At 72.3% G+C, this 14672-nt stretch carries 16 protein-coding genes; 11 read left to right on the top strand and 5 right to left on the bottom strand.

Annotation, left to right across the window (positions count from 1 at the left end):
* The first annotated feature begins 9 nt into the window (after positions 1 to 9).
* On the top strand, positions 10 to 1206 hold the full coding sequence (locus G7072_RS09340) for an FAD-dependent oxidoreductase (protein WP_166085706.1): 1197 nt from the start codon (positions 10 to 12) through the stop codon (positions 1204 to 1206).
* 65 nt (positions 1207 to 1271) lie between these two features.
* On the opposite strand, the gene G7072_RS09345 is transcribed toward G7072_RS09340, so the two are convergent.
* The gene (locus tag G7072_RS09345; RefSeq protein WP_166085708.1) at positions 1272 to 2297 is read right to left on the bottom strand and encodes an NAD(P)-dependent alcohol dehydrogenase; all 1026 of its coding nucleotides are present in this window, start codon (positions 2295 to 2297) and stop codon (positions 1272 to 1274) included.
* Positions 2297 to 2485, bottom strand: coding sequence for a hypothetical protein (locus tag G7072_RS09350; RefSeq protein WP_166085710.1), 189 nt, complete (start codon positions 2483 to 2485; stop codon positions 2297 to 2299). Before G7072_RS09350 ends, G7072_RS09345 begins: the two co-directional genes overlap by 1 nt.
* Before the next feature lie 141 nt (positions 2486 to 2626).
* Here G7072_RS09350 and G7072_RS09355 point away from each other — a divergent pair, with 141 nt between their 5' ends.
* The 9 genes from G7072_RS09355 (at position 2627) to G7072_RS09395 (ending at position 10186) form a co-directional block, all read left to right on the top strand.
* Positions 2627 to 3337, top strand: coding sequence for a spermidine synthase (locus G7072_RS09355; protein ID WP_206063336.1), 711 nt, complete (start codon positions 2627 to 2629; stop codon positions 3335 to 3337).
* Between the two features lie 223 nt (positions 3338 to 3560).
* Positions 3561 to 3884 (top strand): hypothetical protein, encoded by a 324-nt coding sequence (locus G7072_RS09360; protein WP_166085712.1) that lies wholly within the window; start codon positions 3561 to 3563, stop codon positions 3882 to 3884.
* A 196-nt stretch (positions 3885 to 4080) separates the two neighbouring features.
* On the top strand, positions 4081 to 5493 hold the full coding sequence (gene chrA / locus G7072_RS09365) for a chromate efflux transporter (RefSeq protein ID WP_166085714.1): 1413 nt from the start codon (positions 4081 to 4083) through the stop codon (positions 5491 to 5493).
* Between the two features lie 196 nt (positions 5494 to 5689).
* Entirely contained in the window at positions 5690 to 5857 is a 168-nt protein-coding gene (locus tag G7072_RS09370) for a hypothetical protein (RefSeq protein ID WP_166085716.1), read from the top strand.
* Positions 5858 to 5903: 46 nt separating this feature from the next.
* Positions 5904 to 7157, top strand: coding sequence for a TerC family protein (locus G7072_RS09375; RefSeq protein WP_166085718.1), 1254 nt, complete (start codon positions 5904 to 5906; stop codon positions 7155 to 7157).
* 105 nt (positions 7158 to 7262) lie between these two features.
* On the top strand, positions 7263 to 7646 hold the full coding sequence (locus G7072_RS09380) for a hypothetical protein (protein ID WP_166085720.1): 384 nt from the start codon (positions 7263 to 7265) through the stop codon (positions 7644 to 7646).
* Positions 7647 to 7767: 121 nt separating this feature from the next.
* Positions 7768 to 8391, top strand: coding sequence for a hypothetical protein (locus G7072_RS09385; RefSeq protein ID WP_166085722.1), 624 nt, complete (start codon positions 7768 to 7770; stop codon positions 8389 to 8391).
* A gap of 92 nt (positions 8392 to 8483) precedes the next feature.
* Positions 8484 to 9002 (top strand): VOC family protein, encoded by a 519-nt coding sequence (locus G7072_RS09390; RefSeq protein ID WP_166085724.1) that lies wholly within the window; start codon positions 8484 to 8486, stop codon positions 9000 to 9002.
* Positions 8999 to 10186: a luciferase family protein gene (locus tag G7072_RS09395; RefSeq protein WP_166085726.1), complete on the top strand. Its 1188-nt coding sequence runs from the start codon at positions 8999 to 9001 to the stop codon at positions 10184 to 10186. Before G7072_RS09390 ends, G7072_RS09395 begins: the two co-directional genes overlap by 4 nt.
* On the opposite strand, the gene G7072_RS09400 is transcribed toward G7072_RS09395, so the two are convergent.
* Entirely contained in the window at positions 10153 to 10989 is an 837-nt protein-coding gene (locus G7072_RS09400; RefSeq protein WP_166085729.1) for a formate/nitrite transporter family protein, read from the bottom strand. The genes G7072_RS09395 and G7072_RS09400 overlap by 34 nt on opposite strands.
* A 153-nt stretch (positions 10990 to 11142) precedes the next feature.
* On the opposite strand from G7072_RS09400, the gene G7072_RS09405 reads away from it, so the two are divergent.
* Positions 11143 to 11313 (top strand): hypothetical protein, encoded by a 171-nt coding sequence (locus G7072_RS09405; protein ID WP_166085731.1) that lies wholly within the window; start codon positions 11143 to 11145, stop codon positions 11311 to 11313.
* 73 nt (positions 11314 to 11386) lie between these two features.
* Here G7072_RS09405 and G7072_RS20210 read toward each other — a convergent pair whose 3' ends face one another.
* Both G7072_RS20210 and G7072_RS09415 read right to left on the bottom strand, forming a co-directional pair.
* Complete coding sequence (locus tag G7072_RS20210) at positions 11387 to 12766, bottom strand: ATP-binding protein (protein ID WP_166085733.1); 1380 nt, start codon at positions 12764 to 12766, stop codon at positions 11387 to 11389.
* Positions 12766 to 14424: an FAD-dependent oxidoreductase gene (locus G7072_RS09415; protein ID WP_166085735.1), complete on the bottom strand. Its 1659-nt coding sequence runs from the start codon at positions 14422 to 14424 to the stop codon at positions 12766 to 12768. Before G7072_RS09415 ends, G7072_RS20210 begins: the two co-directional genes overlap by 1 nt.
* Between the last annotated feature and the right edge of the window lie 248 nt (positions 14425 to 14672).

Raw genomic sequence — 14672 nt, forward strand, 5'->3', positions numbered from 1 at the left:
GGAGCTGACGTGCACCACGACTACGACCTCCTCATCGTCGGTGGCGGCATGGCCGCCGACGCCGCCGCCCAGGGCTACCGCGAGCAGGGCGGCACCGGCTCCGTCGGCATCGTCGGCGCGGAGGACGAGGCCCCCTACGCGCGACCGCCGCTGAGCAAGGACCTGTGGTCCGAGGAGGGCGCCGACCCGTCCAGCGCCGCGCTGGGCACCGACGGCGACGACGGCCCGGGCGTGACGCTCCACCTGGGCGACGCCGTGGCCACGCTCGACGTCGAGGCCAAGCGGGTCGTCACCGAGGGCGGCGACACCTTCGGCTACGGCTCGCTGGTCCTCGCCCCGGGCGCCGACCCCCGCACCCTCGACGCCCTCCCGGCCGGCGACCGCGTCGTCTACTACCGACGGCTGGCCGACTTCCGCCGGCTCTCCGGGCTGGTCTCGTCGGGCACCCGCGCCGTGGTGGTGGGCAGCGGCTTCATCGGCACCGAGATGGCGGCCGGTCTGACCAGGCGGGGCGCCCAGGTCACCCTGGTGCACCCCGGCCAGGAGGTCGGCGACCACGCCTTCCCGCCGTTCGTCACGCATGCGCTCGCCGCCGAGCTGCGCAAGCACGGCGTCACCGTCGTGGACGGGGTCCAGGTCACCGGCGGCACGGTCGCCGGCGACGGCGTCTCGGTGGAGCTGTCCGACGGCGAGAGCCTCGAGGCCGACGTCGTCGTCCTCGGGCTGGGCGTCGAGCCGGCCGTCGGCTGGCTCGCCGGAGCCGTCGACCTCGCCGACGACGGCGGCATCGCGGTGGACGCACGCCTCGCCACGTCCGCCCCCGACGTGTACGCCGCCGGCGACGCTGCGTCGTACCCGGACAAGCGGCTGGGCCGTCGCCGGGTGGAGCACGAGGACGCGGCGGTGTCGATGGGCAAGGCCGCGGGACGGATCGTCGCCGGCTCCGACGAGGAGTTCGACAAGACGCCGATGTTCTACTCCGACGTCTTCGACCTCGGCTACGAGGCCGTCGGCGACCTGTCGACGAAGCTCGACCACCACGTCCAGGAGCTCGACGACGGCCAGGCCTTCGTGTTCTACGCCGACGACGAGCGGGTGCGCGGGGTCCTGCTGTGGGCCTTCGCGCCGGGTCTCGATGCGGCCACCGAGCTGGTCGGCACGCCGCGGCCGAGCGACCTGTCCGAGCTGGAGGGCCGCGTGTCCTGACCCCCGGGACGTCAGGGCCGTCAGGGCCGCCCGGGCCGCCCGGGACGTCAGGGACGTCAGGGACGTCAGGGGACGAGGATCGCGCGGCCTCGGACCGTGCCGGCGTCGAGGTCGTGCAGCGCCTGCACGGCGTCGTCGAGCGCGTAGGTCTGCGTGTGCAGCGTGACCTTGCCGGCCTCGGCGAGCGCCATCAGCTCCACGAGGTCGTTGTAGGTGCCGACGATGTTGCCGATGATGTTCCGCTCGGTGGAGATCACGTCGAGGGTCGGGATCTGGAGCGTGCCGCCGTAGCCGATGACGAAGCACGAGCCCGCCGGTCGCGTCATGGCGAAGGCCTCGTTCTCGGCGCCCTGCTCGGCGACGAAGTCGAGCACGACGTGGGCGCCGCCGCCGGTCAGGTCGAGCACCGCCTCGACGTGGGAGCCGTCGGCGACCACGGTCTCGTCGGCGCCGAGCCGCTTCGCCAGCTCGAGGGCGTCGGGGTTGGCGTCGACCACGACGATCCGGGTCGCGGTCAGGGCGGCCAGGCACTGGATGCCGATGTGGCCCAGCCCGCCGGCGCCGAGCACCACGCACGTCGTACCGGGCGGGAGCAGCGGGATCGCCTTGCGCACCGCGTGGTACGCCGTGATGCCGGCGTCCGCGAGGGCGGCGACGTCCTTCGGCTGGGTGCTGGGGTCGAGCTTCACGCACGCCCGGGCCGACGTCAGCAGGTAGTCGGCCATGCCGCCGTCGTGGTCCGACAGCCCGGGGAAGAACGCGTCCTCGCAGTGCATGTCGTTGCCGTAGCGGCACGCCCGGCACAGCCCGCAGCTCGGCTGGGGGTGCAGGATCACGGTGTCGCCGACCGCGACGTTGGTGACCGCCGAGCCGATCTCGTGCACCCAGCCGGCGTTCTCGTGCCCGATCGTGTAGGGCAGCGTCGGGTCCTGCGCCTCGGCCCACTGGCCCTCCATGATGTGGAGGTCGGTGCGGCACACCCCGGCGCCGCCGATCCTCACCACCACGTCGAAGGGCCCGGAGACCGTGGGGTCCGGCACCTCCTCGACGACCGGGTCCTCGTGGTAGCGGTGCAGGCGTACGGCGCGCATCAGGTCTCCTCGGTCGGGTGGGGGTGGTGGACGGGGGTCTGGACGGGCGGCGCCGCTTGACGAGCCATCTGCACGCCTCGGGCCACGCCGCCGGTGACGATCCCGCTCGACGGCTCGTAGGTGTCCACCCGCACCGGCACCACGCGCGCTCGAGCGGTCTCGGGTCGTTGGTCGTGTCCCCCGTCCATGGGGCCATCCTGACCCGATCGGCGCCGCTGTGACCAGGTTTCGCCGGCCTGTGGCCCGCCGCGCGACGCACCGGTGTGGCAGGGTCCGGGGATGAGAAGTCGTCCGGCCGGGGCCGTCGTGCACGAGCGCCGGGACTCCGTGTGAGCCCGCTGCCCTACGAGGAGCTCGCCTGGGCCGACACCCCCATCGGCGAGATCAGCCTGCGCAAGCGCTGGGACCGCCTCACCGAGCGGTGGGTCCACGAGGTCCGGCTCGGCGACGAGTACCTCATGTCGAGCCAGTTCAACGCCACCGAGATCGCTCTCGCCCGGATCGGGCTGGCCGAGGCGCCGGACCGCGACCTGAGCGTGGTGGTCGGCGGCCTGGGGCTCGGGTTCACCGCCCACGAGGCGCTGACGGACCCGCGGGTCAGCAGCCTCCGGGTGGTCGAGCTGGTCGGGGCCGTCGTCGCGTGGCACCGGGCGGACCTGATCCCGGACACGGCCGGCCTGGCCGCCGACCCGCGGTGCGAGCTCGTCGAGGCGGACTTCTTCGACCTGGTCCGCAGCGGCCGCTGCCCGGCGAGCGACGTGCTGCTCGTCGATATCGACCACTCCCCCGACAACCTGCTGTCGCCCGGCAACCAGGACTTCTACGGTGAGGCCGGCCTGCAGGCGGCCGCCGCGACCCTCGCCGACGACGGCGTCCTCGCGCTGTGGTCCGACGACGACCCGGACGACGCGTTGGTCGCGTTGCTGCTGACCGTCTTCGCCCGCGTGCGCGCCGAGGTCGTCTCCTTCGACAACCCCATCACCGGAGGCAGCTCGTCCTGCACGGTATACGTCGCACACCGGCCGCTCCGCCGCCCCTGACCGCTCGCCGGCCATCGAAAGCGCTCGGCGCGACGACGCCTGAGGCCGCGCGGCCGAGATGTTGTCACGGCGCTGGTAAACCTCGAGACCCTCTGTGGGGCACGTGTCCCACGTCTCCTCGTCGGGCGCGCATGTCCTTCGCGACAAGGGCTACCGGGTGTCCAGGCGGCGTACGGCTTCTCGGGCAAACAGTCTCTCCGTGCCTGCCATGGAAGGAACACCCATGTCCACCACGCAGCACACCCCCACCCAGGGCACCCACACCACCGCTCACGCGAGCACCGGCCACGACCGGTCCGCGCGCGTCTCGACCGAGACCAAGTCGTCGTACAAGACCACCGAGCTCATCGCCTACGTCGTCGCCGTCGTCGGCGTCCTCGTCGCTTCCGCACTGACCGACACCAGCGACTTCGGCCCCCAGGAGGCGTGGTTCTACGTCACCCTGCTGACCATCGGCTACATGGTGAGCCGCGGCCTGGCCAAGGCCGGCAGCCGCGACTTCTACGACACCGACGCCAACGACGCGTACGGCACCGACGCGCGCTGACCCACGCTCGTCGCACGAACCCGCACCCCTGCACGGCCCGCCCACCTCCTGTGGGCGGGCCGTGCGTCGTTCGGCGGGTCCGAGCCGGTCCGTGCGGGTCCGCACGCCTTTGTGCACCACAGTGGTGCAGAATCAGCGGCAGCCGTGACCGCCCCGCGCGGCGGCGACGTGACCCCGCGACGAAGGACGCCCACCGATGAGCCCGACCTCCCCCGAGGGCAGCTCCGTGCCCCGCCCTGCCGCGGCCTCCGACGAGGACGTGGTCCCCTTCCGCGAGGCGGTCAGGGCCTGGTTCGCCATCTCGCTGCAGACCTTCGGCGGACCGGCCGGCCAGATCGCCGTGATGCAGCGCGAGCTCGTGGAGGAACGGCGCTGGATCGGGCAGAAGCGGTTCCTCCACGCGCTGTCCTACTGCACGCTGCTCCCCGGTCCGGAGGCCCAGCAGCTGGCGATCTACGTCGGGTGGCTGCTCAACGGCGTGCGCGGCGGCCTGGTCGCCGGCATCCTCTTCGTCCTTCCCGGCGTGGTCGCCCTGCTCGGGCTCTCCTTCCTCTACGTCGGCTTCGGCGACACCACGGCGGTCGTCGCCCTCTTCGCCGGGCTCGCGCCGGCCGTGCTCGCCGTCGTGGCCCAGGCCGTCGTACGCGTCGGCAAGAAGGCCCTCGGCCACCCCGCCCTGGTCGCGCTGGCGGTCGCCGCGTTCCTCGCGCTCACGGTGCTCCGGGTCCCGTTCCCGGCCGTGGTCGCTGCCTCGGCTGCCGTCGGCTGGGCCCTGGGCCGCTGGGCGCCGTCGACCATGCACGCCGCGTCCGGGCACGGCAGCGAGGACGACGGACCCGTGCCGCTCATCAGCGACGACGCGCTGCACCAGGAGCGACCGAGCCGCGCGCACGCGGCGAAGGTCCTCGCCCTGGGCTCGCTCGCCTGGGGCGTCCCGGTCGGCCTGGTCGCCTCCCTCACCGGCGCGAACAGCGTCTTCACCGACCAGGCGATGTTCTTCTCCGGCGCCGCCCTGGTCACCTTCGGCGGCGCGTACGCCGTGCTGGCCTACGTCGCGCAGAAGGCGGTCGAGGTCTACGGCTGGTTGGCCCCCGGCGAGATGGTCCGCGGGCTGGCGCTGGCCGAGTCGACGCCGGGTCCGCTCATCATGGTGGTGCAGTTCGTGGCGTTCCTCGGCGCCTACCGCGACCCGGGCTCGTTGAACCCGTGGGTCGCCGCGACACTGGCGGCGCTGCTCACCACCTGGGTCACCTTCGTGCCCTGCTTCGTCTTCATCTTCCTCGGGGCGCCGTACGTCGAGCGACTGCGCGGCAACCGCTCGTTGTCCGCCGCCCTGACCGGGATCACCGCCGCCGTGGTCGGCGTGATCGCCAACCTGGCGGTGTTCTTCGCGATCCACACGCTCTTCGCCGACACCGTCCAGGCCGGGTGGGGTGCGATCTCGCTCGAGCTGCCCGTGCTCGACACCGTGCGACCCGTCGCCGTCGTCATCGGGCTCGTCGCCGCCGTGCTGCTGTTCACGCTGAAGTGGTCGGTCCTGCGGGTGCTGGGCGTCTGCGCCCTGCTCGGCCTGGTCCACGGGCTCGTCGCGGCCGCGGTGCAGGGCTGAGCCGGACGAGACCCGCAGCCGACCGTTGACGGACCGGTCACGCGGGGCCGAAAATGGACGCTGAGGGGAGTACCCCGCTCACGACGACGCCGTCACCCCGGCCGGCCGTGCCCGGCCCGGTGCGTCGGCCACCCGGTCCTCCGGGTGGTGGGGAAGACCTCCGGGGCCCGGGCAGTCGGGCGGACGGAGGTGCGTCATGGACGTCGTCAGCGACACCGAGATCCTGGTGGCCGGTCTCATCGACGGGGTCGCGCTCGTCGTGGTGCTGGGCGGTCTCGTCCTGCGGGTGCGACCCGCGACACGGCAGTGGGCACCGCGCGGCCGCTTCGCGCGCGCTCGCGTGCCCGAGGGCGCACTAGTCTGAGCGAGCACCCAGAACCCCGCCCCCACCGACGGTCAGGAATCACCCCATGGACGTATCTCCTCTGGTCTGGGGGCTGACGATCGCCGGGATCGTGGGCCTGCTGGTCTTCGACTTCTACTTCCACGTGCGCAAGGCGCACGTCCCGACCCTGCGCGAGGCCGCCTTCTGGTCGGCGCTGTACGTCGGCATCGCGGTCGTCTTCGGACTCGGCGTGCTCGTCGTCGGCGGCGGCACCCCCGGCGGGGAGTACTTCGCGGGCTACATCACCGAGAAGGCGCTCTCGGTCGACAACCTGTTCGTCTTCCTCATCATCATGACCAGCTTCCGGGTCCCCCGCGAGGACCAGCAGAAGGTGCTGCTCTTCGGCATCGCGTTCGCCCTGGTGGCCCGCACCGGCTTCATCTTCCTCGGCGCCGCGCTGATCAACTCGTTCGCGTGGGTCTTCTACGCCTTCGGCCTGATCCTCATCCTCACCGCGGGCAACATGCTGAAGTCCGACCACGACGACGAGGAGGGCTCGGCCGACAACTTCGTCATCCGGATCGCCCGCAAGGTCATCCACACCACGGAGCACTACGACGGCGACAAGCTCTTCACGATCCAGGACGGCAAGCGGGCGATGACGCCGATGCTGCTGGTGATGGTGGCCATCGGGGGCACCGACATCCTCTTCGCCCTCGACTCGATCCCGGCCATCTTCGGCCTCACCCAGGACACCTACCTGGTGTTCACCGCGGTGGCGTTCTCGCTGCTCGGACTGCGTCAGCTGTTCTTCCTCATCGAGGGCCTGCTCGACCGCCTGATCTACCTGTCCTACGGCCTGGCGGCGATCCTGGCCTTCATCGGCGTCAAGCTGATCCTGCACGCGATGCACGAGAACAACCTCGGGTTCATCAACGACGGCGAGCCGATCAAGGTGACCGAGATCAGCACCGCCGTGTCACTGAGCGTGATCCTCGGCGTCCTGCTGGTCACCGTCCTCGCCTCGCTCTACAGCAAGGCCGGCAAGGCCCAGAACGCCATCAGCAACGCACGGCGCCACGCGTCGTCGTACCTCGACTCGGAGTACACCAAGGACGCGGCCGAGCGCGAGCGGATCTACGGACTGCTGCTCGAGGAGCGCGACCAGATCGTCGCGCTGGGGCCGAAGTACAAGCAGAAGGCCCGTGACGAGCAGGAGCTGATGGAGCTGCTGCAGAGGGCCCGCGACAGCCACGACGCCGCCGTGGACCGGGGCGAGGCCGAGGACCCCGGTCCGTCCAAGCTGCTGCCCCCGCGGGAGAGCAGCTCCCCGAGCTAGGTCGCGGACCACTCCCCGTCCGAGCAGGGCCCGAGGTCCCTGGTCGGGCGGCCGGCGGCGACGTACGGTCACCCGGCACGCACCGCAACCAGCACGGGGGATCCCATGAAGCGCACCACCCAGCACGCCGTCTCCGCACTCGCCACCGGCCTCGCCGCGACCTCGCTCGCCCTGGTCGGGGCCGCCCCGGCGCACGCCGACGGACGCACCTGCGTCTCCGAGGCGGAGTACCAGGACATCCGGTGGGCACCGCGCCCGCCCACGATGGGCAAGGTCCGCGACCACTTCGACACGAAGGGCGTGGTGGTGTGGCGCTGGTCGAACGGCCCGGACACCGAGGTCACACGGTCCTACGTCAAGTGCCCGGAGTGGAACGGCGGTCGCGGCCGCGTCCAGGTCTTCTTCAACGACTACTCCTGGGATGGTCTGATGCGCGTCGACGGCATGGCGCCGGCTCCGCGTGGCGACTGGGTCTTCCCCTGGTCCTGACCCGGCTCACCTCGTCGGCACGTCGACGTCTCGCTCGTCGAGGAGGTGCAGGGGTCGGCCGTTCGTCCAGGTCCTCCGCGTTCTGGCCCGCGGGCGCGGCGTCGTCGCCTACGTTGCGCACATGCGCCCTCACCTGGCTCGGCGGTGGTCCGCCGCTCTCGTCCTGCCCCTGCTCTGGCTCAGCGCCTGCGGTGGGTCCGCCTCGGACGCGGAGTCCTCGGACTCGTCCTCGTCGCAGGGCGAGGAAGCGGAGCCCAGCGACAGCGGGGTCGACCTCGACGAACCCGGCGACGACCTCCTCTCGTCGAACCGCTGGGGCGGGCCGGTGCCGGGCGACACCGTCGCCGGGTCCTGGCGCTTCCCGGAGTCCTACGAGACGACCGGCGAGAACGTGCCGAACAACGAGGCCGAGAGCAGCACCGGCGACGTGGACTACCGGCTCGTCATCGGCGCCTACCCGGGTGACGACGAAGCCGTGGACGCGGCCGACGAGCTCGCCACCAACGCCGAGGAGGCCGGTCAGACCGTCGAGGTCGAGGAGGTCTCGATCGGGGGCCGCGACTTCGTCTCGGTGACCCAGCAGGACGGCGAGGACAGCCGGCGCAACCTCTTCCACCGCCCCGACATCGGGGGCTCGCTGTTCCTCGTCGTCCTCGAGGCGGGCGAGCCGCTCGACGCGACGCCGCAGGAGCGGCTCGACGAGTTCGTCCAGACCGCGGCCTCCCTGGAGTTCGAGGCGGCTTGACGCCGGCAACCGGAGCAACCCGCTACTAGTTGACGGAACAACTATCTCGGGTAGAGTGTTACTTGAAGCATCAACTACTTCAGGAGCACCCGATGACCGTCAACGCCGTCCGCCTCAACCACGCCGTCCTGTTCGTCAGCGACCTCGAGCGCAGCCTCGCCTTCTACCAGCAGGCCTTCGACATGCGCGTCGTCGCCCGGGAGCTGCGCGCCAACGCCGCCTTCCTGCGTCTGCCGCGCTCGGGCAACCACCACGACCTCGGGCTCTTCGGCGTCGGCGCCCAGCCGCCGCGTCCGCGCGGCAGCCTCGGCCTCTACCACCTCGCCTGGCAGGTCGACAGGATCGAGGAGCTCGAGCAGGCGCGCCTCACCCTCGTCGAGCTCGACGCCTACTCCGGCGAGTCCAGCCACGGCGCCACCAAGAGCATCTACGCCCACGACCCCGACGGCAACGAGTTCGAGGTCATGTGGATGCTGCCCAAGGCCAGCTGGGGCGAGTTCGAGAACGCCGCTCCGATCGAGCGCCTCGACCTGCCCGGCGAGGTACGTCGCTGGGGCGGCGTCAGCACCGCCGCCGAGCTGGTCCCCGCCGACGCCGCGGACGTCTCGTGACCACCGCGACGTCCGCCCCTCCGGTCGTCGCGTGGCACGGCAGCACCGACCCGACGGCCCCGCTCGTCGTCCTCCTCCACGGTCGCGGCTCCGACGAGCACGAGATCCTGGGGCTCGCCGGGCACCTGCCGGACGGTCCGTCGTACGCCGCGGTGCGGGCACCGATCGCGGAGGGCGGCGGCTACGCCTGGTTCGCCAACCGCGGCATCGGACGCCCGGTCGCCGAGTCGCTGCGCCGGGGCATGGACTGGTTCCGCGGTTGGCTCGACGGCGTCGCTCCCGCCGGGCGTCCCGTGGTGCTGGTCGGCTTCAGCGGCGGAGCCGCCTTCGCCGGCGGCCTGGTGCTCGACGACCCGGCGCGTCTCGCCGGGGCTGCCCTCCTCTACGGGACGATGCCCTTCGACGCGGGCCTCCCCACGGAGCCCGGGCGGCTGGCTCACCTGCCCGTCTTCGTCGCACAGGGCGACGGCGACCACGTGATCCCCCGGGAGCTGCTGGACCGGACGTGGTCCTACCTGCTGTCGGAGTCCGGCGCCCCCACGGTCGCGCACCGACACCCGGGAGGCCACCAGCTGACGGCGGCGACGGTCCACCACCTCGGCGACTGGATCGCGCACCGGCTCGTCCACCTCGCTGAGGCGGGCGCCGTCCCGGCCGGCCCGCAGCCGCCGACTTCCTGGCCCACGCTGCCGGGCGGGGAGCTGCCCGTGCGGACCGGTCCCCGGCCCGTGGTCAGCTGGACCATCCCGCAGCAGCAGGAGTCGCAGAACGCCCCCGCGCACCTGCAGGAACGCCTCCTCGACGAGGTCCGACGCCTGCCCGGGGTGGACGTCGGCCCCTCGCACATCTCCGTGCCCGGGGCCCGCGCCTTCACGCTGGCCGGCGGGTCCGCCGATGGGAGCGCCTTCCTGGTGCCCGAGGTCGGCGAGTTCGCCCACCTGCACCCGTCGTACGACGGCTCGCTGCACCTGGCGCTGCCCGCCGGGCCGGCGGCCGACGTGGCCGCGAAGGGCTGGGGTCGACCGCACATGTGGGCCGGCACCCGTCTCTCCCCCGGCTTCGTGATGGTCCACGGTCCCCGGGACGAGGAGGAGCTGGCCGTCGTGCTCGCCGTCGTCGAGGCCAGCCACGCCCACGCCCACGCCAGCGGTCAGTCGTCGGTCGCCGAGACGTCCTCCGGCTGATCCTTGAGGAAGAGGTACCAGTAGGACGTCGCCACGAAGATGACGGCTCCCACGAGGTTGCCCGCCCCGGCCAGCAGCCAGTTCAGGCCCACGTCGCCCCAGGTGATGTCGGGGACGCCGGCGAAGATCGCGGCCGGCAGGAAGAACATGTTGGCGACCACGTGGTCGAAGCCCATCGCCACGAAGGCCATGATCGGGAAGAAGATCGCGAGGATCTTGCCCGAGACCGAGGTCGCCGCGAAGGACATCCACACGGCGAGGCACACCAGCCAGTTGCACCCGACCCCGCGCAGGAACGTCTGCCACGCGGTGTGCTCCGAGGACTTGTCCAGCGCGATGAAGGCGAGCCGCTCGTGGGTCAGCGCGGCCGTGGTGCCGGGGTCGGCGTCCGAGGGCCCGATGACGCCGGTCTGCACCGCCAGGAAGTAGGCGACGAACACGGCGCCCAGCAGGTTGCCGAGCAGCACCAGCAGGAGGTTGCGCGCCACCCCGCTCATGTCGACCTTGCCGCGCATGGCGCTCAGCGGGACCAGCATCATGTTGCCGGTGGCGAGGTCCGACCCGGCGATCAGCACGAGCACGAGGCCCAGGGTGAACGCCGCTCCGGTGACGAGCGTGGGCAGCGTGCCCCACGTGGCGGGGTCGAGCCCTGACGAGGTCGTGACGGCCACCAGGCCGCCGAACGCGATGTAGGCGCCGGCGAGGAACGAGCTCAGCAGCACCCGGTCCCAGCCGCGGTCGACCTTCTTCGTCCCGGTCTTGACGGCCGCCTCGGCCATCTCCTGCGGTTCGCGAGCGGACATGGTCACCCTCCAGGGTCGGGTGGCCGCACGCACCCGGCTGCGCCGGCACCCCGCACGGGCGCGCTCACGATGGTCGTGAGGTCCGAGAAGTGCGCGCCCGCTTGGCCGTCATCATGACACCGCGCGTTCACCTTGCGGGCGTAACTTCACGCCATGACCCAGAACGAGCGCACCCAGCGAGCCGAGGCGGTCCTGCGGGCCGTGGACGACAGCGACACCCACGAGGTCCTCGACGAGGAGGCCGGCGAGGTCGAGCGTCAGAGCCGACAGGTCGAGTCCGCCTTCGAGCGTGCCCGGCGACGCCGCGAGGCCTCCCCCGCCTAGGACCCCACCGGTAGCCGGGTCGTCACCTCGCCGCCGGAGTCGCCGGGGCAGCAGCTGCAGCCTGCTGCGCGCCTCACGGACGAGGAGGCAGCCGGACGCGCACCACCGTGCCGCCGGAGCCCGACTCGATCTCGATGGAGCCGCGGTGCCGCTCCTCGACCACACGTCGCGCGATGTCGAGGCCGAGCCCGGTCCCCTGCCCCACGTCCTTGGTGGTGAAGAACGCCTCGAAGGCGCGCTCGACCACCTCCGGCGGCATCCCTGGCCCGGTGTCGGCGATCTCCACGACGACCCCGGCCTCCGCGCCGGCCACCGAGACCCGCAACGTGCCCTGCCCCTCCATGGCGTCGACGGCGTTGTCGATCAGGTTCGTCCACACCTGGTTGAGCTCGCCGGCGTGGGCCTCGACGCTCGGCACGTCGTCGTCGTACTCGCGCACGACCGTCACGCCGCCGCGGAGCTTGTGGCCCAGGATCGCCAGGGTGCTCTCCAGGCCCTCGGTGACGTCGGTGTCCTGCAACGAGCTGCGATCCATCTGGGTGTAGGACTTCACCGACGCGACCAGCCCCGAGATGCGCGACGTCGACTCGCGGACCTCACCGAGGAGCACCTGTGAGGTCAGGCTCGCCGCCACCCACGACAGCGCCGGCTCCAGGGCGTCGGGACCCGTGACCTCCAGGACCCGGTCGCACCACGCGGGAGCGAGGCCGGCCGCAGCCAGCTGCCCGGACAGCTCCCAGGGCCGCTCGACACGGTGGGACTCCAGCCAGGCGGCCAGCTCCTCCTCCCGGTCCGCCACCTCCAGCGCGTCGGACGGCACCGAGCTGGGCTCCCCCTCGACACGGAGCCGCTCGAGCGCGATGTAGGTCTCGGGCGCGATGCCGGCCGCGGCGAGGGCGGCGAGCGAGGACACCGACAGCGCGATCGCCCCGTCGAGGGCCGACACGGCGCGGGTGGCGGCGGCGGCAGGGTTGTTCAGCTCGTGGGCCAGGCCCGCCGAGAGCGTGCCCAGGGTGACCAACGAGGCCCGGGCCCGGGTGCTGGCCTCCAGGTTGCGCGCGGTGTGGAAGATCCCGTCCACCAGGTGGCGCACGAGAGGCAGCCCGTCCAGCAGGACGCGCAGGGCCGTCCCCGGGACGCGCACGACCCGACCGGGGACGACGGCACGTCCGGTCGCGAGGTAGGTGCCGTTCGGGTCCCAGGCCATGAACCCGCCCGCCCAGCGACCCGGCAGGTCGAGCGCTCCCAGGACCGCCTCCTCGTTGCCGACCTGGCGCAGCAGGTCGATCCGCCCTTCGAGCAGGATCCACCAGTACTCCGCCGGCCGAGCCTCGTGCCACAGCACCTCGCCGACGGTGAACTCCACCTCCGTGGACGCGTCCAGCAACCCGTGGAGGTGCTCGTCGGACAGGCCGTCGAAGAGCGCGAGCGCCCGCAGCTCCGCGAAGCTCATCAGATCGTCGCCAGGTAGCGGTGGACCAGGTGGACGGCCATGGCACCCTCCCCGACCGCGGAGGCCACCCGCTTCATCGAGTCGCGACGCACGTCGCCGGCGGCGAAGACCCCGGGGACGCTGGTCTCCAGGGCGTACGGCGCGCGCGGCAGCGTCCAGGCGGGCTTCTCGTCGCCGGCGACGAGCTCCTGACCGGTGCGCACGAAGCCGCGCTCGTCGCGCACGACCTCGGCCCCGAGCCAGTCCGTGCGCGGCGCGGCGCCGATGAACACGAACAACCAGTCGGCCGGAACGTCGTCCGTCCGTCCGGCGTCCCGGTCGCGCAACGTCAGTCCCTCCAGGTGGTCGGTCCCGTGCGTGGCGGCGACCTCGCACCGGGTGCGGACCTCGATGGCGGCGGACGCCTCGATCCGGTCGACGAGGTACTGCGACATGGAGTCGGCCAGCGCGGCCCCTCGCACGACGAGGACCACCCGAGCGGCGTACCGGGCCAGGTTGAGCGCCGCCTGACCGGCGGAGTTCGCACCCCCGACGACGTACACGACGTCGCCGTCGCACTGGCGGGCGTCGGAGGCGTTGGCGCCGTAGTACGCGCCGCGGCCGGTGAGCCCGGCCATCCCCTCGGCCTCCAGCACGCGGTAGGACACCCCCGACGCGACGATGACCGACCGCGTCTCCAGCTCCCCGGAGCCGTCGAGGTGGAGCACGCGGACCGGTCCGCGGACCTCGAGACCCGTGACGTCCTGCGCCAGCACCACCTCCGCGCCGAAGCGCGACACCTGGGCCATCGCTCGCTGGGTGAGGTCGGACCCGCTCAGCCCCTTGGGGAAGCCCAGGTAATTCTCGATCGAGGCGCTCTGGCCGGCCTGCCCGCCGGGCGCCTCACGCTCGACGACGACCGTGCTCAACCCCTCGGAGGCGGCGTAGACGGCGGCGGCGAGACCGGCCGGTCCCCCACCGACGATGCACACGTCGTAGAGCGGACGGTCCGGTCGGGTGCGCAGTCCCAGCGCGTCGGCCAGGTCCCGCGGCGAGGGCGAGCGCAGCGGCTCGCCCTCCGCCGGCAGCACCAGGGGCAGCTCGTCCGGGGCGGCTCCGGCGAGCTCGACCAGACGCCGTCCCTCCGCGTCGACCTCGACGTCGTACCACCGGTAGGGGACGTAGTTGCGGGCCAGGAACGTCTTGACCTCGTGGCTGCGTTCCGACCAGCGGTGACCGACGACCCGGACGTCGGAGGTGTGGTCGGGGTGCTGGCGTGCCCAGTCCTCGAGGAGGTCGTCGACGACCGGGTAGAGGTGCTGATCGGGCGGGTCCCACGGCTTGAGCAGGTAGTGGTCCAGGCCGACGTCGTTGATGGCGCGGATGGCGACCTCGGTGTCGGCGTACGCCGTGAGGAGCAGCGTCTTGGTGCCCGGTGTCACCTCCTGCGCGCGGTGCAGCAGCTCGACGCCGGTCATGCCGGGCATCCGCTGGTCGGTCACGATCAGGGCCACGGCGGCGTCGCGCAGCGCGAGGCGCTCCACCACGTCGAGGGCCTCAGCACCCGACGTGGCACGCACGACGCGGTAGTCGGCGCCGTAGCGGGACCGGAGGTCACGCACGATGGCCGCGACGACGCTCGGGTCGTCGTCGACCGCGAGGATGGCAGGTCTGCCCACGGACACCTCCGGAACGAGTGTCCCGGAGGCGAGATGAATCCGGCGGGACGTGCTCCCCGGTCACGATAGTCACGGTCCCGCGGGCCGCAAGGGACCTTCGGCCGCCCCTGGCCGCCCCGTCGGACCTCCGACAGGGCTCCATGCGTGCCGCGGAACCGCGTCTGACCTGCAATTTCTGTCGGGCTGACAGGATTTGAACCTGCGACCCCTTGACCCCCAGCCAAGTGAGTCGCACGCATGAATGGCAG

Source organism: Nocardioides sp. HDW12B (assembly GCF_011299595.1).
GTDB lineage: Bacteria > Actinomycetota > Actinomycetes > Propionibacteriales > Nocardioidaceae > Marmoricola_A.